Annotated in this window: 17 protein-coding genes; 13 read left to right on the forward strand and 4 right to left on the reverse strand. The window is 54.7% G+C overall.

The genetic code is table 11. The annotated features are described in order from the left end of the window. Positions 1 to 39 precede the first annotated feature (39 nt). Positions 40 to 1779, reverse strand: coding sequence for a hypothetical protein (locus KCQ76_RS01155; protein WP_152646899.1), 1740 nt, complete (start codon positions 1777 to 1779; stop codon positions 40 to 42). 347 nt (positions 1780 to 2126) lie between these two features. Here KCQ76_RS01155 and KCQ76_RS01160 point away from each other — a divergent pair, with 347 nt between their 5' ends. Both KCQ76_RS01160 and KCQ76_RS01165 read left to right on the forward strand, forming a co-directional pair. Then, positions 2127 to 3212, forward strand: a complete 1086-nt coding sequence (locus KCQ76_RS01160; protein WP_082089830.1) for a PAC2 family protein — start codon at positions 2127 to 2129, stop codon at positions 3210 to 3212. Positions 3213 to 3234: 22 nt separating this feature from the next. After that, entirely contained in the window at positions 3235 to 5787 is a 2553-nt protein-coding gene (locus KCQ76_RS01165) for a DEAD/DEAH box helicase (protein WP_046202228.1), read from the forward strand. Positions 5788 to 5828: 41 nt separating this feature from the next. Here KCQ76_RS01165 and KCQ76_RS01170 read toward each other — a convergent pair whose 3' ends face one another. After that, positions 5829 to 6785 (reverse strand): hydrogen peroxide-inducible genes activator, encoded by a 957-nt coding sequence (locus KCQ76_RS01170; protein WP_012731716.1) that lies wholly within the window; start codon positions 6783 to 6785, stop codon positions 5829 to 5831. A 119-nt stretch (positions 6786 to 6904) separates the two neighbouring features. Here KCQ76_RS01170 and KCQ76_RS01175 point away from each other — a divergent pair, with 119 nt between their 5' ends. The 9 genes from KCQ76_RS01175 (at position 6905) to hrpA (ending at position 18949) form a co-directional block, all read left to right on the forward strand. After that, the gene (locus KCQ76_RS01175; RefSeq protein WP_012731717.1) at positions 6905 to 7501 is read left to right on the forward strand and encodes a peroxiredoxin; all 597 of its coding nucleotides are present in this window, start codon (positions 6905 to 6907) and stop codon (positions 7499 to 7501) included. A 75-nt stretch (positions 7502 to 7576) separates the two neighbouring features. Further along, positions 7577 to 8101 carry an alkylhydroperoxidase, AhpD family gene (ahpD, locus tag KCQ76_RS01180; RefSeq protein WP_012731718.1) on the forward strand — a complete coding sequence of 175 codons (525 nt, stop codon included), beginning with the start codon at positions 7577 to 7579 and terminating at the stop codon, positions 8099 to 8101. A 275-nt stretch (positions 8102 to 8376) separates the two neighbouring features. Further along, complete coding sequence (locus KCQ76_RS01185) at positions 8377 to 9195, forward strand: ATP-binding cassette domain-containing protein (protein WP_082089821.1); 819 nt, start codon at positions 8377 to 8379, stop codon at positions 9193 to 9195. After that, complete coding sequence (locus tag KCQ76_RS01190) at positions 9186 to 9923, forward strand: ATP-binding cassette domain-containing protein (RefSeq protein ID WP_046202227.1); 738 nt, start codon at positions 9186 to 9188, stop codon at positions 9921 to 9923. The genes KCQ76_RS01185 and KCQ76_RS01190 overlap by 10 nt, the downstream gene beginning before the upstream one ends. Before the next feature lies 1 nt (position 9924). Then, on the forward strand, positions 9925 to 11289 hold the full coding sequence (locus tag KCQ76_RS01195) for an MFS transporter (protein WP_052722255.1): 1365 nt from the start codon (positions 9925 to 9927) through the stop codon (positions 11287 to 11289). Next, positions 11286 to 12830 (forward strand): ABC transporter substrate-binding protein, encoded by a 1545-nt coding sequence (locus tag KCQ76_RS01200; RefSeq protein ID WP_046202226.1) that lies wholly within the window; start codon positions 11286 to 11288, stop codon positions 12828 to 12830. Before KCQ76_RS01195 ends, KCQ76_RS01200 begins: the two co-directional genes overlap by 4 nt. Before the next feature lie 64 nt (positions 12831 to 12894). Continuing rightward, positions 12895 to 13773, forward strand: coding sequence for an ABC transporter permease family protein (locus tag KCQ76_RS01205; RefSeq protein ID WP_146003245.1), 879 nt, complete (start codon positions 12895 to 12897; stop codon positions 13771 to 13773). Positions 13774 to 13832: 59 nt separating this feature from the next. After that, on the forward strand, positions 13833 to 14645 hold the full coding sequence (locus KCQ76_RS01210) for an ABC transporter permease (RefSeq protein ID WP_160296111.1): 813 nt from the start codon (positions 13833 to 13835) through the stop codon (positions 14643 to 14645). A 77-nt stretch (positions 14646 to 14722) separates the two neighbouring features. After that, on the forward strand, positions 14723 to 18949 hold the full coding sequence (gene hrpA, locus KCQ76_RS01215; RefSeq protein ID WP_221914773.1) for an ATP-dependent RNA helicase HrpA: 4227 nt from the start codon (positions 14723 to 14725) through the stop codon (positions 18947 to 18949). 30 nt (positions 18950 to 18979) lie between these two features. On the opposite strand, the gene nrdR is transcribed toward hrpA, so the two are convergent. Beyond that, positions 18980 to 19432, reverse strand: a complete 453-nt coding sequence (gene nrdR / locus KCQ76_RS01220; protein ID WP_012731725.1) for a transcriptional regulator NrdR — start codon at positions 19430 to 19432, stop codon at positions 18980 to 18982. A 793-nt stretch (positions 19433 to 20225) separates the two neighbouring features. Between nrdR and lexA the strand changes: the two genes are divergently transcribed. Continuing rightward, positions 20226 to 20960 (forward strand): transcriptional repressor LexA, encoded by a 735-nt coding sequence (lexA, locus tag KCQ76_RS01225; protein ID WP_046202225.1) that lies wholly within the window; start codon positions 20226 to 20228, stop codon positions 20958 to 20960. 120 nt (positions 20961 to 21080) lie between these two features. Here the strand turns inward: lexA and ptsP are convergent, their stop codons facing one another. Further along, positions 21081 to 22763, reverse strand: coding sequence for a phosphoenolpyruvate--protein phosphotransferase (ptsP, locus tag KCQ76_RS01230; RefSeq protein ID WP_052723047.1), 1683 nt, complete (start codon positions 22761 to 22763; stop codon positions 21081 to 21083). 320 nt (positions 22764 to 23083) lie between these two features. Between ptsP and KCQ76_RS01235 the strand changes: the two genes are divergently transcribed. Further along, positions 23084 to 23863: a DeoR/GlpR family DNA-binding transcription regulator gene (locus KCQ76_RS01235; RefSeq protein ID WP_012731729.1), complete on the forward strand. Its 780-nt coding sequence runs from the start codon at positions 23084 to 23086 to the stop codon at positions 23861 to 23863. The last annotated feature ends 34 nt before the right edge of the window (positions 23864 to 23897 follow it).

Consider the following 23897-nt stretch of genomic DNA (forward strand, 5'->3'; position numbering starts at 1 on the left):
AGACGACGCCATACATAACGCGCACACCATGCGGCTGCGTCACTCTCTCCTAGCCTTTGCGTTGTCTTCGACGGGATCGTGGCCCCACCGCTGTAAACGCCAAGCTGCTTGTACGCCCTCAGACAGTGTTGATGCCCACGGCTCGAAGCGGAACTTATGGAATTCTTCGATGATGGCGTCGACATCAATCGCTCCGAGGAGCGTGTCTATCACTTTTCGTTCACTCGCGACATCGACACCACGGGCGGCGAGGGCGTTGACAGTAGTCACGAGATCATCAAGCGATTCGACGCTCAACGCGGTCAACAGCGCGATACCAGAATCGGTCCTCTGCCCACGATAAAGAGCGAGGAGCGAATAAGGCAACGACGCTCTTTCGTCGAATTTCTGTTCCTGTAAAGCGCGACGATAAGCCACCCCTGCCAAAGATTCATGTTCATTCCGATCCATGATCCCCCACATACACAGAGCAAATGAACGCGACTGGGATGGGAAGGCCTGGGCTGCACTCAAGAAAATATCTCGAAGGGTCTGCCGTAGTGGCGAATAGCGAAGACCATGGCTGATGTCCCGCAAACTGCCAGTATTGAGAGCTCGAATCCAACGTTGAGCCACAACGGGATCACTAAAATCGGGCTGTTGTCCTTCTGATGATGCACTGGCAGCAATGTCCTCGGCTATCTCGCCGATCAGGGTCATGAAATCTCGAAAGCTATCAAGGCACAGTGACATCAGCGCATTACTGTCTAGACGCTCGTCGCTACCGAAAGCCGTGTTGAAACGATGTCCGGTCTCCCATGGACAAGCGATGTATTCGCCCCTGAGAGATTCACTATCCATGTTCAGATCGGGGTCGAATTCGGCACCATCGGTGAAGTGACTAATGAACTCGCGGATGTAGATATCGCTGAGCTGCGCTTCTTCAGCAATTTCATTACCCGCCTCGGGCGGAAAAGGCAGCACCGATTCGTCGGCGTCAAAAATGCTGGCCGTGTCGCTGTTCGGCAACGACGAATCCGTACTAGCACGGAGGTCAGAAAACCAGCTTTTCAGAGCTTCGCCATGGCCGACACTTCCAGTGTCGAAATGGCCGCCTGCGTCGAAAGACATGACGGCAAATGGCTGTCCCGCCCGTAGCGTGTCAATGCCAACGACTGCTGTGACCTCGACGCCTTTTGCCCACAACGTCGACATAATGGTGTTGATGGCTCGGATCGTGTCCGCAGATCCGTTTTCAGTGTGATCATCGACAGTCACGGTCGCGCTAAGACCATCGCCGCCCACTTGCTTTGTGACGTGAGCAGATGTGAATGTCGCACCAGGCAGCCCGGCGTTCACTGCTTCCGTGGCCGTCGCCCGTCGTCGATGATTGAGAGACGACCTCCCGGATTGGCCATCCTTCATCATCGACGCCACAAGATCGACGGCCCCAGGTTCGTCGACAATTAACCAGCATGCTGACGAGAGAGGGATATCAAGGGAGCCCAGCGCACGGTCGAAGCTATCTGCGTTATCAACTGGAGTGGCGAGTACACACACTCCGCTAGACATTCGTTCTGATGGAGGTTCTGCCTGGCCACTGGATGTCTTGGCACCACTACAGTTTTCGCAGCAGGAGTCACCGATCAGGATCAGGTTTTTGTTGGTTGAGTTCTCTCCGAGGATCCGTGGCAACGCTCCTAGAACCGTGCCGACGATGTCAGAGGATGGGCGGGGACGGGCAAAAATGGAAAACACGTCGGACGTACCGGTGCTACACGAGGAATGGCAATCTGTCATGGCCGCTAGTTTGGCAATTAATGTCGCACCATCACCGCCGAGACGAGGGCAAAACTGCGCACGCTGTGGATAACTATTACCCTGTGGATAACTGGTAGAGCACCATCGGTCACGGCCTCCCAAAGAGCACTGGAAGATACCGTGCCCACCACTATTATTGTGAACTAGTGTCGATACGGGGTGATCGTGACGGTACGTGGAGGTACACGGAAACAGGCACGACGGGGCTAAATTCGTGGAATACCACTACTTATCATGGTGTTGTGGGTAGTGTCGCGTTAATATCGACCCTTTTAAATAACGACCAATTAAACGACGAAATGAACAAATGATATCGAGGACTAATAATGACAATGGATAATGACGAAACGATGTACGAGCTTGAATATCCTGAGCCGGAAACACAATCCGACGCTAGTAACGGCCTATCACTCGTCGTAGCGCTCCAGGGCTACGCTGACGCTGGCCAAGCTATCGATAACGCAGGGTCGCACATCAAAGCAGCCTTGGAACATGCACCATTAGCGACATTTAATAACGATCTGCTTATTGATTATCGCTCACGGCGGCCTGCCGTACATATCGTCGACAATGAGTTAGCACCTGCCGAAAAGACAGAACTCTCCTTAGACGTTGTGCGTGATAATGCAGGAATTCCGTTCCTTCTTTTATCCGGGCCGGAACCCGATTTACGTTGGAGTGCGTTTACTGAGGCCGTCACCGACCTCTCTAAACGTTTTAAGGTGACAAAAGCGGTGAGCCTCTATTCCGCTCCGATGCCGGTTCCTCATACCCGCCCTCTTATCGTGACCCAACATGGCTCGTACAAATCGGATCCGCTCCGGTATCCCCGCTTTGATGGGCGTATTACCGTACCGGGATCCGCTCAGCTCGAGCTCGAGATGAAAATGGCCAAAGAAGGTATTGAGACGGCAGGGTTTACGGCCCATGTTCCGCACTACATTGCCGCCTCGGAATATCCCTCTGCGGTGGTCAAACTCCTCCAAGCTGTGGAAGAAACAGCAGGTGTTTCTATTCCTTTGCAGGCCTTGGAACGGGAGTCAGAAAAAGTTGAGCGCGAACTCGAAGAGCAGGTTGAGGAGTCGGGTGAGATAGCTGCCGTCGTCCATGCTCTCGAAGCCCAGTATGACCAAGAAACCGCACGGTATAGGGAGCGTCATGACCGCGGTCTGCTGAGCTCGGACGGCGAGGTGCCCACTGGGGATGAGATCGGCGCAGAACTAGAAAAATTCCTCGCGCAGGTGAACCGCGATAAAGATACTCAGGATATCGATGCTGGGGATGACAGTACCGAGGATATTGGTGCCGAGTCCTGGGACGAGTCGGATACTCCCCGTTCTAATGACGAGGACGACAACGGTGGCGACCGTCGGCCACACTCCGATGGAGGCGATGACTCAGACGAAGACTAAACGAGGCTATTAGGATAGAGCCGTGAACCTAGCTAGTTATCTTCCCGACCTTGCTGACGTCCCCGAATCCTTATACGACGAAGCAATTTCTGATTCATTTCGAAGCTGGGTTCGCTCGCGAGGAATTACCCTCTTCCCTGCCCAAGAAGAAGCAATCCTCGGAACAGAAGCCGGTGATAATGTCATCGTCGCAACACCCACCGGTTCTGGGAAATCACTTGTCGCCTTGTATGCGCATTTCTTCGCCCTCGCGCATAACAGGCGAACATTCTATACAGCGCCAATTAAAGCGCTGGTCAATGAAAAATTCTTTGCCCTGTGCGACGCCTTTGGTGCGAAAAATGTCGGGATGATGACAGGAGATGCCACTGTCAATGGCAAAGCTCCGATTATTTGTGCAACTGCCGAAATCGTAGCCAATATTGCCCTACGCGATGGTCCCGATGCTGAGATAGACCAGGTAGTGATGGACGAGTTCCATTACTATTCCGATCCCCAACGAGGGTGGGCATGGCAAGTTCCGCTCCTTGAACTTCCATCGACACAATTTATTTTGATGTCTGCCACCTTGGGGGACACAACTTTCCTGCGCAAAGACTTAAGCGCCCGAACGGGACGGGATACAGATCTCGTTGATGGAACTGAACGGCCTGTTCCCCTATCGTTTTCTTACGTCTATACGCCTATTCACGAAACAATTGAGACGCTTATTAAAGACGATAGGGCGCCCATTTACATTGTTCACTTCTCACAGCGGGAAGCGGCGGAACGTGCTCAAGCCCTCAAAGGGCATGTGAAAATTTCCGCAGAGACCAAGGAAAAGATTCGCGAAACAATCGGGGACTTTCGTTTTTCCTCAGCATTTGGGCGTCAATTATCCAGTCTCGTCCGTCAAGGCATTGGTGTTCATCACGCGGGCATGCTCCCGAAATACCGTCGTCTCGTCGAAAAACTTGCCCAGGCTGGCTTACTAACAGTGATTTGTGGAACTGACACACTCGGTGTGGGTATTAACGTTCCTATCCGCACGGTGCTTTTTAGTGGGCTCGCGAAATACGATGGCCAGCGACACAGAGTTTTGCGTTCCAGGGAGTTTCACCAGATTGCCGGGCGAGCCGGTCGCGCTGGTTTTGATACTGCGGGTTATGTCGTCATCGAGGCACCTGAACACGAAATTGAGAATTATCAGGCGCGGCAGAAGGCCGGGAGTGATCCTAAAAAACTTAAGAAGCTGCGAAAGAAATCAGCACCAGAAGGTCGCGCAACATGGGCCGAAAGCACCTATGAGCGCCTGATTAACGCTGAGCCGGAACAGATGACCAGCCAATTTGCGGTATCGAGTTCCATGTTGCTCAACGTTCTGTCCCGCCCGGGGAATGGCTTTGAAGCCATGAAACACCTACTGCGTGGAAATCACGAAAGCCGTGCAAAGCAAAACCGCCATATTCATATGGCTATTGATTTATTCAGGGGCCTTAAGCAAGCCGGAATAATCGAGCAATCTGACACCCCGGACGATACTGGTCGTTATTGTCACGTGACCGACGAATTGCAGCGTGACTTTGCATTGAACCAACCGTTATCGCCATTCGCCGTCGCTGCTTTGGAGATTCTCGATCCTGATAGCGAGACTTTTACGCTCGATATCATCAGCGTGATGGAGTCAATTCTCGACGATCCGTCGCCGCTACTCCGGGCTCAGGAAAAGAAAGAGCGGGGCGAAGAGATTGCCGCGCTCAAGGCGGAGGGCGTCGACTACACCGAGCGAATGGCGATTGTCGAGGATATTACGTGGCCGATGCCGCTCAAAGAGGAGCTCGACGAGGCGTTTGAGGCATATAGCGAAGGTCACCCGTGGGCGCGAGAATTCTTTCTCTCGCCGAAGTCTGTTGTGCGCCACATGATCGAGCGAGCAATGAACTTCTCCGACCTCATTGCAGCCTATGGTTTAGCCAGGTCAGAGGGCATTATTCTTCGTTATCTCACTGACGCGTGGCGGACGTTACTCAACACGGTCCCTGCGGAGTATCACACTGATGAGTTAGATGACATTATTGATTGGCTATCCGAACTCATTATCCAAGTTGACTCGTCATTATTGGATGAATGGAATCGTATGGCTGATCCCGATACTCCGATCACCGATAAGGAAGTTGAAGAACGTGCCTTCGGTGATGGTAGTGAACGTGCACTCACTGCCAATACGCGGGCATTTACGCGTATGGTTCGGAACGTCTTTTTTCGGTTTGTTGAGCTCTTTGCCTTCGAGAAAGAGGACGAGCTCGATGAACTTACCGACCGCGTAGCAACCGAAGATCTAACTGACACTCCCGATTGGCCAGCAGCACTCGACGATTACTTCGACAATTTCGCTGATTTAGGCGTGGACGCATCTGCCCGGTCCGCGGACATGATCATCATCAAAGAAAACGGGCGTTCGTGGTCGGTGCGACAAATTATCGACGATCCGGATGGCAATCACGATTGGGCCATCACCGGGACCGTCGATCTTGATGCGTCTGATGAGGCCGGCGACGTTCGACTCTCTGAGCTCAGCATCGTTGAGGGCGATTAGCCACACGATCAGTAGCTTCCACCTCAATCACGACGCCTCAATCAGGACAGAGCATTCGCGTTCCGCGACACTTCTTCGAAAGCCCGCGTAATCTGTCGGCCAATGTGCTGGAACTGCTCTCCCCTGCTCGGTGACGTACTGGAGCGATAAGCCAGTCCGATTTCGCGATGGCAGGGCACAGACCCTTTCTTGAACTTCGCGATCGCGATATTTTCCTGGCGTCCTTCCACGGGCAAGGCAGAGGCAGGCACCAATGTAGAACCCAGGCCACCAGCCACACACTGCACAACCGTCGTCAAACTAGCGACTCGTGTGACAGCTTGGTTTGCTTTTGAGCCTTTACCAGTACGGCGGCAGAGATCCAGAACTTGATCACGTAAACAGTGGCCGTCGTCGAGAAGAAGAAGGTTGAGGTCCTCGAGTACCTTCGGGTCAACGTTTGTCTTGCCAGCTAATTCATGCCCCTCTGGTACGACGAGGAAAAAGTCTTCGTCGTAGAGATGCTGCTCGATTAGTCCACTCTCACCGGATGGGAGGGCAAACACGGCGACATCGATCGTTCCTTGCTTCAGGCTTTCAACTAAATGGTGGGTTTGTTCTTCGACGATATTCGGTTGAACTTCCGGCATCTCGAGGTTGATGAGCTGAAGAAGGTGCGGAAGGATATACGGCGCGACGGTGGGGATAATTCCGATCGTGATCGGTCCGGAGGGGGAATCGCTGACGCCTCGAGCATGGGCGACGAAATCATCGGTAGTATCCAAGGCTGCGCGTGCGTAAGGAAGGAGAGCTTGCCCAGCCGAGGTGACAATGACTTTCCGTGTTGAGCGTTCAATAAGCTGTAGGTTCAGGCCGCTCTCGAGAGCAACGAGAGCCTGCGAGAGGGACGGTTGCGAAATCCCCAAACGCGCTGCTGAAGTACTAAAGTGACGGTGCTCCGCGATGGTCACGAAGGCACGAAGTTGAGCGATTGTAGGGCGATACTCTCTATTATTCATGGTTATAACTGTACACTAGATATTTAAGTTTTACCTCTTGACACACCCGATAAATCATGCCATGCTTTATAGCGTCAGATAATTAACCAATCGATGACACTTTCAAGTAGGAGGAAGCAATGGCATTGCTGACCATCGGTGACCAGTTCCCTGATTTCGAATTGACCGCACTGAAGGGCGGAGACCTGCGCGAGGTCAACGCTAACCAGCCCGAAGACTACTTCGAGGAGATCAACAACCAGTCCTATGAGGGCAAGTGGCGTGTCATCTTCTTCTACCCGAAGGATTTTACCTTCGTATGCCCCACCGAAATCGCAGCATTCGGCAAGCTGAATGACGAGTTCGAGGATCGCGATACCCAGATCCTCGGTGGCTCCGTCGACAACGAGTTCTCCCACTTCAACTGGCGTGCAACCCACCCGGATCTGAAGACGATTCCGTTCCCGATGATTTCTGATATCAAGCACGATCTCATCAAGGCCCTTGGTGTTGAGAATGCTGACGGTGTTGCAGACCGCGCCACCTTCATCGTTGACCCTGACAACGTCATCCAGTTCGTGTCCGTCACCCCGGACGCTGTTGGACGTAACGTCGACGAGGTTCTGCGTGTTCTCGATGCACTTCAGTCGGAGGAAGTCTGCGCCTGCAACTGGCAGAAGAATGACCCCACCAAGAACATCGACAAGATGGATGTTCTCAACGAAGAGCTGAAGTAAGCACCTGCTTCCAGCTCCATTCGACTGTCTCAGTCGTCACCGAAACTTTCTCGCTATCACTAAGGACGGTTCATAATGGCACTTGACAACCTTAAAGAGGGTCTCCCGGAGTACGCGAAAGACCTCAAACTGAACTTGGGCACCCTCTCGCGCTCGACCGAGCTGTCGGAGCAGCAGCTCTGGGGCACGTTCCTTGCGACTGCTGCAGCAACGCGAAATGACACCATCATCTCGGAGATTGCTGAGGAAGCATCGCAGCACCTTTCCGATGAGTATGTCAACGCCGCCTACGGTGCAGCGTCGATCATGGCCATGAACAATGTCGCGTACCGCGCGAAGTCGTTCCTCGGCTCCGACTATGCCCAGGTCCGCATGGGTCTGCGGATGAACATCATCAACAAGTCCGGGATCGACAAGGTTGATTTCGAGCTCATGGCTCTCGCTGTGTCGACCATCAACGGTTGCCACGACTGCACCAAGGCTCACGAGAAGACGGTGACGAGTGAAGGCCTGACCAAGGAACAGGTTTTCGAGGCCGTTAAGATTGCCGCAACCATTCAGGGTGTAGCGCAGGCCATTCAGATCGAGGCTGCTCGGTAGAGTTTTTGCCCCTTTGAGTTCAGTGTGACTCTCCGAGTTTTTCTTCCCTGGCGTCCAGTACGCCAGGGATTTTCTTATGTCGAGCACGGGCCATGTCTGCGCAGCTGATGTTTCCACCGGCCAAGTTTGCGGAACCGCGCCATACGCTGCCGGTTTTTCCCGACATACTCCTTATTTGTTCTCCTTGCAATACTTTATCGACAATTATTTGCGGTTGATTTAAAATCTTCTACGTCCGAATCTTTGCCCCCCGGTACTGAGGAGAACGTTAGCCTGTGGTCCGGCCCGCGCATCTCAGCACGACACGTCGCAGTCCTGGAGATTTAGGCTCCTCAGAGGAGTCGGCCTCTCCTAGTTCGCCCCACTCTCCTGGCTCGATTGTCTTCAGGGATTTCTCATTGGCCCCTCTCAACGCCGAATCAACTACTACCCCGGCCGATCCTCCTTCTCGCCCGCTATTGCACATCACTGAGCTGCATATTAACCCCGGGGAATGGGTGGTCGTCTCGGGGCAATCTGGAGCAGGCAAAAGCCTTTTCCTCAACTCAATTATCGACGCCGGTACACGGCCATCAGTAAATTCATCTCGACATCACAACCCCCACCACGCAGGAATACAAACCACTGGTTACTGTTCGATCTCAGGAACTCTTGGCTTTTGTGCTCAAAATTCGTCGACGTCACTTGATCCTCTTACCCCTGTGAGGACACAAGTTTCATACGCTTTACCGAGAGAATCCCGACGAGAAGCAATCGACCATGCAGATGCCCTGCTCGATCGCGTAGGGCTGGACGGCTCCCGTTACCCCCTGGAATTATCCGGAGGCCAACGCCAGAGAGCCTGTCTTATCCTCGCATTGATTCACCAACCCGACGTCCTTGTCGCAGATGAAGTGACCAGTGCGCTGGACCCCGTCACTTCATTAGCAATAAGGGATATCCTGTGCGAGTTTTATGACGCCTATCACCCAACAATCGTGATGGCGACGCATGACGTCTCTGGCTTCGTTCCTCTAGCAACACGACATCTGCACATTAGTGACGGTGTCGTCGTCGACAAGGACAGTGCAGGGAGAGAAGCCACATGCCGATAGTTTCTCCCCCCAACCAGCCGTCGGAGCTCCCTGGATCTCCTCTTGTCTCTTTACACGACGCCACGTGCGAAGGGCGTTTCCATGCTTGTTCATGCGATCTCCACGCCGGCGAAAAAGTAGGGTTCGTCGGCAAGTCGGGCTCCGGAAAGACCAGCCTCTTGCGAGCGATAATGGGCAGCCTTCCGTTAGATGACGGCGCTCGCACAGCTCCTGACCACCGTGGATGGTGCGCATTTGTTCCACAACAGCCAGATGCCACCTTGCATCCTCTCATGACGGTTCAGTCCATCATCCGGGAAGCGACGCTGATCGCAGGAGTGGAAGCGCCCGACTATGAGGAACTTGTCGGCTCGTTAGGGCTCCCGACGGATGTTTTACATCGGCGGCCTCACCAGTTATCCGGAGGCCAGCGTCAACGTGTTGCTTTAGCTCGTGCACTAGCAACCCGCCCCTCTGTCGTTCTTGCCGACGAAGTTGTCTCTGCCCTCGACACGGAGAGCGCGACAACAACCATGAGCGTTCTAAGCGCCTACCAGCAAAAATCATCGTGCGCAGTGGCGGTAACGGGTCATGACGTGAGGTTTATGGTCTCGACGTGTGACCGCATCATCGTTCTTGACGATGGTCGCATTGTTGATGATCAAGCCGCAGCAGAGATTGGTAGCTCAGATGTTCCGCAGACCGCGGAATTGATTCACGCCGATCGAATTTTTCGAGGAGGTGTATGACGTGAAAGCTTTGTCGCTATTCGGAGGTCGTCGGAAATCTGGGCAAACGCTCCCCGCGTATATCTACCTGCTGTTGATCAGCCAATTACTGTTCAACATCGGTTTCTATATTGTTGTGCCCTTTCTAGCGGTCGTCCTGGCAGATGGTTTTGCTCAAGCCGGAACAATGATTGGCTTAGTCCTCGGTTTGCGGACATTTTCACAACAGGGGCTGTTCTTTCTCGGCGGAGGGCTCACAGATAAATATGGGGCGCGCCCTATCCTGTTGACGGGGATTTCTCTGCGCGTAATTGGATTCATCACAACCGGCGTGACCAGCCATTACGCAACGGTCAATGGAAAGAGCGACAATCTGGCCAACACATGGTCACTCGTCGGATTCATAGGCGGCGTCGTCATTATTGGCTTTGCTGCCGCATTGTTCTCTCCCGCCGTCGAAACGTCATTGGCTGACTCAGGCGCACGCCTCGAAGCCCAAGGAACGAGCACGAGAGCCCACATCTTTGCCTTAGATTCCGCCTATTCAACCGTCGGCTCTGGACTAGGCCCGCTTATTGGAGCACTGCTCCTTCCTCTCGGGTTCGACATTTGCTGCTACGCGGCAGCTGCGATCTTCGTCTTTTTGGGCATCACTCACTTGGTCATGCTCCCCACCTCAGTCCACCCAGCCCGGCGCGGACCGATCACACAAGACTGGAGCCATGTCCTCCGAGATCGCCGTTTTCTCGTTCTCGCAGCGGCATATTCCATGAGTCTCGTCGCCTATAACCAGATGTATCTGTCCCTGCCTGTGGAATTGACGCGAGGGACGGGGTCGGATCAATCGATGGGAATCATGTTCCTCATTGCTGGGGTGTGGGTCATCATTCTCCAAGTCCCGCTGGCCCGGATAGCGGCTCGGTATAGCCCCACGCGGGCGGTAGCCGTTGGTTTTCTCATCATGGCTAGCTCGTTCACTATCGTCGCAGCGTGCGCACCGTGGTCCCGGAGCTTAGCTCCCGCCATCGCCTTCGTCGTCGTTCTCAATGTGGGAAACATGATTGTCAGCCCGATCGCGCGCGACCTCGTTGGAGTACACGCGAAGAACATCAAGTTGGGTACGTACTACGGGGTCCTCAATTCGGTTGGTGGGGCGGCCGTTCTCATCACTTCGCCGCTTCTCGGAAAGCTTTTAAACAGTGCCTACCATCCCACGCAATCAGCAATGATTCCGTGGATCGTTCTTGCTGCCGGGATGGTGGGTGCTGCCATCACTATTTACGTGTGGGGCCGACGCACGGCGAGGCTTTTACAAGAGCCACATCATGCCGACGCGCCTGACAACTCATCACAATTAACTGATCAGATAGAGGAGTTCTCATCATGAAACGACTGTCGCTATTACTTGCCGTCCCTGTGGCAGCGACTGTGCTCACGGGATGCTTCAATAATTCGGACTCAACCGGTAACGACGGGGCAACAATCGGATTGGCCTTTGCCCCGGTGGCAAGTATGTCGCCCTATTCCGACGACGCCGTTCTAGCCAGTCGGATGGGTGTCGGGGAAACGCTAGTCACGTTAGGAGAGAATGGCGATGTTATGCCGTCATTGGCTGAGTCGTGGTCGGATGATTCCCCACGGTCGGTAACCTTCCACCTCCGTAGCGCTAAGTTCCATGACGGAAAGCCGCTGACCGCTCAATCTGCGGCCACCAGTCTCACCCACGCGTGGAACGCCACCAACCGGCCGAAAGCCCTTGGGAAAGCCAACCTTACATTTGACGCTTCCGACGACCACACGTTGGTGGTGACGTCAGAAAAGGACGATCCCATCCTGATTCAGCGATTCGCCGACCCGGGAACAATGATTCTGTCACCTGATGCTTTCACCGGCGATGCCAAGAAAGATGGGGAAAAGAACGACGGTAAAGACGCAGAAGCAAAAGAGGGTCCCTCTGATGCTGCACCGGACTTGGTGAAACACGGAACCGGACCATTTTCGCTCGACAAAAAAGCTAGCTCGACCCAAGCGGATCTGAAGGCGAATGACGATTACTGGGGCGGCAAGCCGAAGCTCAATTCAGTCACCGTCAAATTCATGACTGATGCGAGTGCCCGCACTGCTGCTTTCCGTTCAGGAGAGGTGCAACTCGCGACGGCTATTCCTACCTCCCAGGTTTCGGAGATTGAAAAGTCGGCGGGCGAGATCAAGTCAACGCCACTTCCCCGCGCTGTCCTTCTCCACCTCAATACGAAGAAGGGTGTATTCACCGATCCCGGTTTACGGGCAGCAGCGCGGGAGGCCATCAACAGCAAAGCCATCACGGACTCTGTGTTTGAAGGAAAAGCAGATGCTGCAACCGACCACCTGTTCAATCCGGCTGAAGAATGGGCACGTACCCCGGATGACGCATCCAAGAGCGCTGTTCCTGCTACGCAACCATCACAGCAGAAGATCAAGCTTGCCACCTGGACTGAGCGTGGCGAACTGCCAGAAGTCGCATCGATTGTTGCTGACCAGCTACGCCACGCAGGCTTCGTCGTAGATGTGACGACGAAGGATTACGATTCACTCGAAAGTAGCCTTCTTGACGGCCAGTTTGATGCTGTTATTGGGAGTCGTAACTACCTCATCGGTGCAGCCGACCCCGTTTCCTACCTGCAGTCCGACTACACGTGCGACGGCACATACAACTTGTCGCAGCTGTGCGATCCGGAGATTGATGAACAAATCTCGCGGGCAGATGCTACCTCTGATCTCAATGAGCGACGCACGCTCGCGGCCGAAGCGGGAGCGCGTATCGTGGCTGACAATGCGGTTGTCCCCGTCGCCTACCCGCGTGGCTACATTGCGATGAAGGGCATGAAAGACGTCGGCGTGGATTCATTTGAGCGACAATTGCTCACTGCTAAGAGTCAGCGTGACTAGTTCATCGACGCACCCGCACCAATCCCCCTTGTCACTCCTACGGATCCCCTAGTTACCCCTCATCATGCCTTCACGACACCGTACTACGCGCTCGTACCGCTCCATCCTGGGCCTTACCGGAACAACTGTCCTCATAGTGCTCGGAGGACTTCTGTTTGCTGCCGTCCTTCCATGGCTTTCCGGGCGCGATATCGCGGTGTCTGTCTTTCGAGCACGTGAGTCAGAACGGACTCCAGATCCGGAAGTCATAGAAAATATTCGGAATGAACTGGATTTGCCATCGAACCCCATCGAAGGTATTCAGCGATTCTTTATCGGCTTCGTCCATCTGGATTTCGGTGTCTCATGGGTAAATCCATCCCACTCTGCATGGAACACGGTCTTGGCAGGGTTTGGTCCATCTGTCTTCTTAGCAGGAACGGCCACTCTACTGGGCACCATGATCGCGTGCGCTCTGATCTGGCCACGGGTTAACACTTATTCACAGGGACGCAGATCCCACGCGGGTCTATTATCGAGCGCGGTTTTATCCTCCGTCCCTGAATTTGTCCTCGCTAGTCTGCTGATCAGCTTCATTGCCATTCAGCTGGGATACTTGCCCGCGACCGGGTGGGATGGCCTCCGCTACGCAATTCTTCCGGTCATCTCCCTCACCATCCCCATCTCAGGAATGCTCTCACGCATTCTGCTCATCGCCGTGGACACAGCAGCGACCGAGCCTTGGGTCAGAACCTGGTTGGTAAACGGGATACCCGGTTACCGAGTTCGCAAAAGCCTCATCCGACGAGGTTTTGCGACATTAACGCCACAAATCTTCCTCTTTTTCGCTGGAACCTTAGCGTCAACAGCCCTCGTGGAGAACATTTTTCCATTCCTGGAATCGGACGGATCGCTGTCCAAGCGGCAACCCACCAAGACGTGCCCGTCATGCAAGCACTCCTGACCTTAGTTCTCTTCGTCGGTGTAGCGTGCGGGTTTCTCTCGAGATGCATCCATTACTTCATGATGCGTCCGATTGCTCAGTCACACGAAGCCGGGCTCTCCCATGGACAACCACATATCGATGTCGGGTGGGTGCCGCCACTCGTGGCGATCATCCCGTTAATACTCGCGCTCGTCATCGGCAGTTTTCGATCCTCGGCTATCACGCCCACCGCTCGCCTAGAGTCTCCCTCGTTGACGCATCCGCTGGGCACTGATCAGGTGGGACGAGATGTGCTTGCCAGAATGGCTGACGGAGCAATACCTACTGTCGGAATCGCTCTCATTACGACGGCAGTCTGCGTAGTGATTGGTGTGATCATCGGCCTGAGTGGGGACTGGGCACATGTCCTCGGTGACACGTTAAATGCTCTCCCCGCCGTTTTTATCGGGCTGGTTATTGCCTCCGTGTTTGGAACCTCCGTATGGACTGCAGCTGTCGCAGTCATGGCCGTCGGCTGGATTCCGATCGCAGCACATTGCAGCGCGCTAGCCTTGGACGTACGACATCAGGGGCACTACGAATGGGCGCGAGATAGTGGGGCCGGGCGATGGAGATTGCTTATCGTCCACACCATCCCCTTCGTCGTACCGGCCGCACTCCGCCACGGCGCGACTCGTCTGGGGCACAATATTCTGGCTCTCGCCGGACTAGCGTTTCTTGGTATCGGCGCCGGGCACGATTCTCCACAATGGGGCACGATGCTCAGCGAAGCCGCGCCCTACGCCGACCGGGCCTTATGGTTTGCCCTTTCTCCCACATGTGCCCTCATCCTGGTCGGTCTGTCGACGACTCTCCTTGCTGACCATATCGTTAGCCGACGTCGTTCTTAAGTGTCGGATGCGTAGTTACCGGCCGAGCAGCCAGCAGCCGAAGCAAGCGTCGTCGTCCAGGTAGACTGTGGGAAGTCATGACGAACAAATCCAACCGCCATACCCCCGATATCCGGACGACAACCACGTCAACTCCCGACACTGCCTCCAGTGCCCCATCGCGCAAAGAACTCTATGCACAACTCAGCGAGGTTAGCGCTGCTGATGAGCACCGATTTCGTCGTCGTCTGAAAAAAGCCCGATCTGAACGAGCACGGCACGTCATCGCTCGTGACTTAGCAGCGGCGCGGACCCAGTTCGCCGCAAAAATCGCAACGCTTCCGACTATCACGTACCCCCCTGACCTGCCCGTATCCCAGCGAGTCGACGACATTGCCGACACTATCCGAACGCACCAGGTCACCATCGTCGCTGGTGAAACTGGGTCCGGGAAAACGACCCAGATACCCAAAATTTGTTTAGCTTTAGGGCGTGGCCGGAAAGGCATGATCGGGCATACTCAGCCACGACGGCTGGCTGCGCGGACCGTGGCCGAACGAATCGCCAGTGAGGTCGGCCAAGATATCGGCCAGAGCGTTGGATACGCCATCCGTTTTGATGATCGCGTCGGCCCCTCAACAGCTATCAAGCTCATGACCGACGGCATTCTTCTGGCAGAAATGCAACGCGACCGGCTTTTGCGGGCTTATGACACGATCATTATCGACGAGGCTCACGAACGAAGCCTCAACATCGATTTCATTTTGGGCTATATCAAACGCCTACTGCCGCAACGCCCAGACCTGAAGGTCATCATCACCTCCGCGACGATCGATCCTGAAAAATTTGCACGTCACTTCGCGGATGCGGAGGGAAATCCGGCGCCCATTATCGAGGTCTCGGGCCGAACCTACCCTGTTGAAATCCGATACCGGCCCCCATATATCGAACGCGAACGCAAGGACGGCTCCGTCGAGCGGATCGAGAAAGATCCGCAGGAAGCGGTGTGTGAAGCATGTGAGGAGCTCATGGCCGCCGGTCCTGGGGATATCCTCTGTTTCTTCCCCAGTGAACGCGATATTCGCGAAGCTCATGACGCGATTGAGGCAAAGAAATGGCCTGGTGTCGAAGTCACACCACTTTTCGGGCGCTTATCCAACGCGGAACAGCACCGCGTCTTTAGCCCGCACCGCGGCCGTCGGATCGTACTTGCAACCAACATCGCTGAGACGTCGTTAACCGTTCCCGGGATCCATTATGTTGTCGACACCGGAACGGCGCGCATTTCCCGCTACTCGACTCGGACGAAAGTCCAACGTTTACCTATCGAACCAATCAGTCAGGCGAGTGCGAATCAGCGATCAGGCCGTTCCGGTCGTATAGCGAAAGGCGTTGCTATACGACTGTATTCCGAAGAAGACTTCGACTCGAGGCCCGAATTCACTGACCCCGAGGTTTTGCGCACCAATCTCGCCAGCGTGATCATCACGATGGCCTCGTTGAAACTGGGCGATATCAACGAGTTCCCATTCATCGATCCTCCAGAACCGCGAGCTATTCGCGATGGCATGATGGTGCTTCACGAACTCGGCGCTTTAGGCGAGGGCGAGCGCGATGGCTCCCCCGTACTGTCCTCCATTGGCCGCGAAATCTCCCGTATCCCCGTCGATCCCCGGCTAGCTCGGATGCTGGTTGAAGCTCATCATCGCGATGTCGTGGAAGCCACTTCTGTCGTGATCGCCGCATTATCTATTCAAGATGTCCGCGAGCGCCCGACTGACCATGAGCCCCAGGCGGATCAGGCTCACGCGCGGTTCAAGGACACTGATAGCGACTTTATGTCGTACCTCCGCCTATGGGCATATCTCACGAGTATCAAAAAAGAATTGTCGGGTAATGCGTTCCGGAAGCGATGTCGCGCAGAATATCTTCACTACATGCGGGTCCGCGAATGGATGGACTTTGTTCGACAACTGCGTCGAGTCACCGAAGACCTGTCATGGTCGTGGGACCAGAATCGTCTTACTCCTTTCCTACCTCATAACGACGAATCGTCGACGCCTTCCACGAAAAAGCGCTCGCGCCCGAACAAAAAGGCGAAATCGCAGAACAATAACGCGCATCCCGATATGCCGATGCTCACCGTCGATCACGATGGGCTCCACCGATCTATTCTCTCGGGGCTTCTCTCGCAAATTGGCCTACGCAGCGATGTGAGAAGGGAATATCAGGGAACTCGGGGGACGCGATTCTTCATCTTCCCTGGCTCATCGCTGCATAAGAAGCGGCCTCAGTGGCTGATGGCTGCGGAAATCGTCGAAACTTCACGAATGTTCGCGCGTGATGCTGCTGCAATCCAACCTCGATGGATTGAAGAGCAGGCATCGGATTTACTGCGCCATCAATATTCAGAACCTCACTGGTCGCGCAAGCGTTCTGCGGCAATGGCATACCAGCAGTCAACCCTGTGGGGTTTACCGGTTGTTACTGATCGGCTGATCTCGTACCACCGCATCAACCCGCGCGAAGCCAGAGAGATCTTCATCCGCAGTGCCCTCGTCGAAGGTGATTGGGTTACGCGACACAAATTCTTCCACCACAATCGCGACAAGCTGGCGACTGCCGGAGAACTTGAGGAAAAGACGCGTCGTCGTGACCTACTTATCGACGACGACACTCTGTACGATTTCTATGATTCGCGGATCCCGGCCTCGGTAACGACCGGACGCCACTTCGATGCGTGGTGGAAGAAGGAATCGAAAAAAGATCCGCATCTCCTTGATTTTGATCCGGATAAGCTTCTCCACCCCGAAGCGCACACCATCAGCGAGGAGGATTTTCCGGACCGGTGGCGAGCTCATTCCACCGACCTCGAGCTGACATACAAATTCGAACCGGGAGAGGAGGACGATGGGGTCAGTGTTCGGATTCCGCTCCCCATCATTGGGTCGTTATCGTGGGATGATCGGTTCGACTGGAACGTCCCCGGATTACGAAGCGAACTAGTGACGGCACTTATCCGCACTCTGCCGAAGCCGCTGAGAACCACCGTTGTTCCTGCTCCCGACTTCGCACGGCATGCCATCGAGATAATGCATCCGTACGAGCAGCCGCTCACGGATTCACTCGCCGACGCTCTCAGAGCGGTGGGAGGCTCGGGCATGACTTCTGCTGATTTCGACGTCGCTAAGCTTCCTCTTCACTTGAGGATGAATTTCCAAGCTATCGATAGACACGGGAAGGTCATCGATCAAGATCGAGATCTGGATGCGCTAAAGAAGCGGCAGAGCTCGGCGGCAACGCAGGCAATGTCTGCCGCGTTCAAGCGAAGTAAAGTCGGTTCGACTCTTTCTCGAGATCACTCGGACGACGACGGTTCAGCCCAAGACTTGCCGCGGACGCAGGCTGATTCCCGAAGTGGCACCGCCCGCCGTTCCGGGGAGGACGCGACGACTGTTCCTGACCTCGGGAAGGTGTATGCGGAATGGACTGACGAGGGCATCGGCACTCTCCCCGAGAGCGTTCAAACCACGATCGACGGGCAGCCAACAACAGCGTATCCAGCGCTTAAGGTCACGTCGAAAGGAATTAAGGTGGTGACCTCCGCATCTCAGGCCACTGCCAATTCCATGATGTTCACGGCAGTACTCACCTTGTTAGTGCAGTCCATCAAGATCAATGAGAATCAAGCAGTGAAGGGGCTACCGCTACAGCAGCGAGTGGCGGTGGAGCACTATCCCCATGGGGGTCTGAGCGGACTGGTTAACGACTGCCGAGTTGCGGCAATCAAAGACGCTCTGGTGGAGCACGGTGTCATCGAGCGATCTCCGGATGCCTTTGAAGCCATGAAAAAAGAAATGTCGCACGCTATTCCTGCAGCAACGCGGCGCATGGTTGTTGCCATGGCACCAGGGCTCGTGGCTTATGAGTCCATGGCCGAAGAGATCAAGAAGTGGGATGGGCCAGCTATCGACGATATTAAACGTCAGCTGAATATTCTCCTTCCCCCTAATGCGGTGACACGATATGGCACCGGTCATCTCAAGCACCTTCAGCGGTATATGAAAGCGGTTGAGATTCGTCTGGAAAACATGGAGTGTGACCCCGACCGAGACGCCGATGGTCAGGAAGAGGTTAACAACCTTGAACGCGCTTTCCGCTCAAAGCTGAAAGGACTGCCTCAACAGCGAGCAAACTCCCCTGCGGCACGAGCCATCATTTTCTCGCTACAAGAACTACGCGTCCAAGTGTTCGCAGAGCGGTTAGGCACCGCGCAGAAAGTGTCACCCCAAAGAATTACTAAAGCCATCAAAAAGCTCCGTTAGGTCTGGGGCAATCCGATGGCTGCGTATCCCCTACTGTGAACGCCGTGCCTTGAATTCTGTGATCTCCCGTTCGAAGTCCTCCATGCTGCTAAATGACTTGTACACGGAGGCGAAACGCATGTAGGCGACTTCGTCGAGTTTTCGTAGAGGCTCTAGTACTGCAAGACCTACATCGTTTGAGTTAACCCGTGAACCTCCTTGCGCCCGCAAATCGATTTCCACTTCTTGGGCAAGGAGTTTTAACGCGTCGTCAGAGACGTTTCGCCCTTGACAAGCACGTCGTACACCACGGATTAACTTGTCTTTACTAAAATCCTCTGTCACGCCGTTTCGTTTTTCAACCAACAACACAGATTTCTCAACAGTGGTGAAACGACCGTGGCACTTAGTGCACTGCCGCCGCCGACGAGTGACAAAGCCATTTTCCACGGTCCGCGAATCAATCACCCGAGACTGTGGGTGGTGACAAAACGGGCAAAACACGACGATGATCTCCTATCTACACGGATAACGCCGGAAAACACCGCCAGTATATTAACCCTCTCCAGAGGGCGTGACGATCACTGATTGACTGTATGGTGCTTCCTGATTCATGTCCGCATCCCGCGGTTCTTCCCAGGCGTAATACAGGCTCGCACCCATGAGCAAACCGATTACGACACTGTACGCTGCGATTCTACGTCGCTCAGGAAAAATTGACCGTCTACACGGTTGGGCATATCTTCTCATCGGGTACGCCCTCACAGCCGGACCTCCCCGATGAGTCCTAAGATGAGGTCGGTTCTTCTGCACTACTCTACGGTTGGTGGCAGGCTCTGCATGCCCATTCTTATGTGATACGTGGCGTTGGACGGGGTGAGCTGAATAACGGCGCGTCAGTGTCGGGGTTTGTGTAGGCATGGGAAATCCTTTCGGCAATGTCGCGAATAAACAAATAATCGAACATCTCATCCCTCATTGAGGGACATCGCCATGACATCATGAGGGCCGGACATAAGAGCACATCACAACTCATTATTCGAACACTAAAACCCATTTACCGAGTATAAAAGTATGTTTTATTCGAACACATACCACCTAATAGAGGTTTGTAATTGTCGTATCTCCCCGGTATTCACGACAACTTTTCCCTAACAACGTGCTAAGTCATCGAACGCACGTCCACGTGCCGTGGGGTGATGTAAACTGATCTCAACGTCGCGTACCAGGCGCATAGTACGGCCAAAAACTTCAGCCATAACGACCTCTAGATCTAGAACTGGGAGAGACCAGCCCCATGCCTGCAAAGAAATCCCGGAAGTCAACGAAGCCTGATATGGATTCATTGACGGACCGGCAACATCGCATCATCGACGTCATTCATGATGCAATTGTGCTGCGTGGCTACCCGCCGAGCATTCGAGAAATCGGCCAAGCCGCTGGCCTGACCTCGACGTCATCGGTGGCATACCAACTCAAAGAGCTCGAGCGTAAAGGATTTCTCCGGCGGGACCCGAATAAACCTCGAGCAGTGGGGCTGAAGATGGCGGATCCGACAAAACCCGCTGGGTCCTCATCGCTGCACCACACGGATGAAGAATCCACGCCATCTGCATCGAATGAAAGCGCGGACAGCGATATTGAGTCCAACCACCCCACCCCCGTCTTTATTCCGACGATTGGTCGGATTGCCGCAGGTACACCGATCCTGGCAGAACAAGAAGTTACCGACGAGTTTCCTCTCCCTCGAGAACTTACCGGCGAAGGAGACCTATACATCTTGTCGGTTGTCGGTGAATCCATGAGGGACGCCGGAATCCTAGACGGTGATTATGTCGTCGTGCGCTCACAAAATGTGGCGGAGATTGGTGATTTCGTCGTCGCCATGATTGATGGAAATGCGACGGTCAAGGAATTCCACCGGGATCGAACCGGAGTGTGGCTACTGCCCCACAATGATGCGTTCGACCCGATCCCCGGTGATGAGGCCACTATTCTCGGCAAGGTTGTCACAGTTCTTCGGTCACTGTGACAACCGCCGGCTCGGCCCACCCCTAATTAGTTAACGCCTAATTATCTAGCGGCGCTCCCCCGGTCGGAGCAGAAAAGCAATCCTGCTCCGGGCACTGTGCTTCTACACAGCTTCTGGCTTTTAGACAGCGTCAGCAGCTGCTTTCTTCGCGTCGACGGCGGAGGTAGCAGCAACCGCAGCGGCCGCCATCTTCTGACATTCCTCGAGGGTACGGTCACCAACCTGAGCCCCAACCCCTGCAGCAGAAGGGGCGGCAACGGACAAGGAGTTCACGCCCAAGCCCGTCAACACACAGGCGAGAAGCGGATCGGAAGCGGCCTCGCCACAAACTCCGACGGGAGTCTTAGTCTCCGCGCCGGCCTCACAGACCATCTTGATGAGCCGCAAAACAGCAGGCTGCCACGGGTCATTGAGGTGAGCCAATGGGGAGGACAACCGGTCAGCCGCCATCGTGTACTGAGTAAGGTCATTCGTGCCGATCGAAACGAAATCAATTTCCTGCATAATCTCGCGGGCGCACAGCGCAACTGCAGGAACCTCAACCATGATCCCGGGCGTCAAGCCACGCTTGTGGCACATACCCGCAAACCACCGAGCTTCGTCGGCAGTTGCCACCATCGGTGCCATCACCCAGGTCGGAGCGTCGCCGCGATCGTTATCTTCGACCGCCTTAGCAATAGCGTCCAACTGGCGCTCCAGAATGTCCTGACGATCCCACGCAATGCGCACCCCACGAACACCCAGAGCCGGGTTGTCCTCTTCCTCCGCCTCGACGAACGGAACCGGCTTATCCGACCCAGCGTCGAGAGTACGAACAACGACCTTCCCCTTCGGGAACGCATTCAGTACACGGCCATATGCCGCGGCCTGATCGTTGACCGACGGCTCCTTCGTCGACGATAAGAAGAGAAGCTCAGTACGGAACAAGCCAACTCCCTCAACTGCAGTCGACGCTGCCGACGCAGCCTGGGGACCATCCTGAACATTGGCTAATAACTGAACGCGGTGGCCATCTTTAGTCTGAGCAGGGCCTTCCCAGTTTGCGATCTTCTCCGCAAGCTGCTCCCACTCATGAACTGCCTGCTTCGCGGCGTCCTCATCCGGGTTGACCGTGAGCTCTCCGGCAGCACCACTAATCATGCCTTCAGTCTCGCCTGACGAAATCTCAACATCAGTCGGTCCAGTTGCGACAACGCAAGGGATATTGAGCTGACGGGCAATAATTGCCGTGTGCGACGTCGGTCCACCACGACGCGTGACGATGCCGATGACTAAGTCCGGGTTCAGCGTTGCCGTATCCGCGGGTGCGAGATCGTCGGCCCACAAGATAGATGGTGTTGTGAGGACCGGAAGTCCAGGCTCCGGAAGGCCCTGGAGGTGGGCGAGAACACGGTCGCGGACATCTTCCAGGTCGGCGACACGTTCCGCGAAGACTCCCCCATTGGCCGTAAACATTTCGACGAATGACGCTGTAGCAGTAACTGTTGCGTCGATCGCATTACGCCCCTGCTTGGTGGTCTTCTTAACTTTCCGACGCCACCCGCGGTCAGATGCGAGCCCCGCAGTTGCATTAACAACATCTGCAGCGTGCCCCTCGAGGCTCTTGGCGCGTTCCTTCAGAGCCTCGGTGACTGCGTTAGCCGCTTGTTCAAAACGTTCGTATTCAGCCTCGCGCTGACCTTCGTCAACCTCAGCCCCAGCTTCCGGAACAGCGGGACGCGGGGCCACCACTGCGATTGGACCAAGGGCGACACCAGGTACTACGGCCTTACCTTTAATCACGGCAGTTTCTTGGGTGTCCATTAAAGTCGCTCCTCATGTCGGATTTCTTTAATCCAAGTCTAACGGGTGATTCCAGAAATATACCATCATTCAGAGTGGGAAAAGTCACAAAACTATGCCCAAATGCTCACGTTCACAGTAAAGTAAACGTAAAACCACAGAAAAGCCACTGATTGGATGCTCTCTTTATGTCCGATCGGGGGCATTCAGACACGGTCTGATGACCGTTTGAAAACGAAACGCGTACTCTTAGGAGCGAAGAAACATGAAGACAACGTAAAACCAACGAATCAAGCGCAGACTCAGCGTGAACCAGACGTGAAAGGACAAGTGACACAGACATGTATGCTGAGGAACGACGGAGACAAATCGCTTCTCTCACCGCCGTTGAAGGCCGCGTCAGCGTCACAGACTTGTCCGAACGATTCTCAGTAACAGCAGAAACAGTTCGTCGAGACCTTGCTCAACTCGATCGGGAAGGCGCTATCCATCGCGTGCACGGCGGTGCTGTGGCGTCCACCAATTTCCAGACATTAGAGCTACCCATCGACAGTCGCGCAAGGGCCGCCTCCGGCGCTAAAGCCGCTATTGGCCGAACCGCAATGGATTACCTCCCACCACAAGGTGCAGGCATTTTTCTTGACGCGGGGACAACAACAGCGGTCTTGGCTAATCACATCGCGGATTTGTCGTCGGGACGCGGATGGCCCATCGTCACGAACTGCCTTCCCATTGCAATGAATCTGGCAAGCCGGAACTTAACCGATCTTCAGCTACTCGGTGGCCAAATTCGTGCGATTACCCAAGCTGTTGTGGGTGATACTGCACTGCGTACGCTCGCGCTTATGCGTGCTGACGTGGCGTTTATCGGCACAAATGCGTTGACGATTGACCATGGCTTATCGACGGCTGACCCCCAGGAAGCAGCCGTCAAGAGAGCCATGATTACCAATGCCAATCGCGTCATCGCCATGTGCGATTCGTCGAAATTTGGCCGTGATTATCTGGTCAGCTTTGCTGCACTGAGTGATATTGACGTTCTCATCACTGACTCTGCCGCCCCGGAAAGTTTCCTTTCCCAACTTCGCGAACACGAGATCGATGTCGTCGTCGCACAGTGAGAGCGTGTGAAAGAGCTTGACGCTCTTAGGAACA

The organism is Corynebacterium parakroppenstedtii (assembly GCF_019754935.1).
In the GTDB taxonomy this organism is placed as follows: domain Bacteria; phylum Actinomycetota; class Actinomycetes; order Mycobacteriales; family Mycobacteriaceae; genus Corynebacterium; species Corynebacterium parakroppenstedtii.

What these genes read in the sequence shown, in the direction of transcription:
- KCQ76_RS01155 (WP_152646899.1), bottom strand. Translation starts at nt 1,779, where the DNA reads ATGACAGATTGCCATTCCTCGTGTAGCACCGGTACGTCCGACGTGTTT.
- KCQ76_RS01160 (WP_082089830.1), top strand. Translation starts at nt 2,127, where the DNA reads ATGACAATGGATAATGACGAAACGATGTACGAGCTTGAATATCCTGAG.
- KCQ76_RS01170 (WP_012731716.1), bottom strand. Translation starts at nt 6,785, where the DNA reads ATGAATAATAGAGAGTATCGCCCTACAATCGCTCAACTTCGTGCCTTC.
- KCQ76_RS01175 (WP_012731717.1), top strand. Translation starts at nt 6,905, where the DNA reads ATGGCATTGCTGACCATCGGTGACCAGTTCCCTGATTTCGAATTGACC.
- ahpD (WP_012731718.1), top strand. Translation starts at nt 7,577, where the DNA reads ATGGCACTTGACAACCTTAAAGAGGGTCTCCCGGAGTACGCGAAAGAC.
- KCQ76_RS01190 (WP_046202227.1), top strand. Translation starts at nt 9,186, where the DNA reads ATGCCGATAGTTTCTCCCCCCAACCAGCCGTCGGAGCTCCCTGGATCT.
- KCQ76_RS01200 (WP_046202226.1), top strand. Translation starts at nt 11,286, where the DNA reads ATGAAACGACTGTCGCTATTACTTGCCGTCCCTGTGGCAGCGACTGTG.
- KCQ76_RS01205 (WP_146003245.1), top strand. Translation starts at nt 12,895, where the DNA reads ATGCCTTCACGACACCGTACTACGCGCTCGTACCGCTCCATCCTGGGC.
- KCQ76_RS01210 (WP_160296111.1), top strand. Translation starts at nt 13,833, where the DNA reads ATGATGCGTCCGATTGCTCAGTCACACGAAGCCGGGCTCTCCCATGGA.
- hrpA (WP_221914773.1), top strand. Translation starts at nt 14,723, where the DNA reads ATGACGAACAAATCCAACCGCCATACCCCCGATATCCGGACGACAACC.
- lexA (WP_046202225.1), top strand. Translation starts at nt 20,226, where the DNA reads ATGCCTGCAAAGAAATCCCGGAAGTCAACGAAGCCTGATATGGATTCA.
- ptsP (WP_052723047.1), bottom strand. Translation starts at nt 22,763, where the DNA reads ATGGACACCCAAGAAACTGCCGTGATTAAAGGTAAGGCCGTAGTACCT.
- KCQ76_RS01235 (WP_012731729.1), top strand. Translation starts at nt 23,084, where the DNA reads ATGTATGCTGAGGAACGACGGAGACAAATCGCTTCTCTCACCGCCGTT.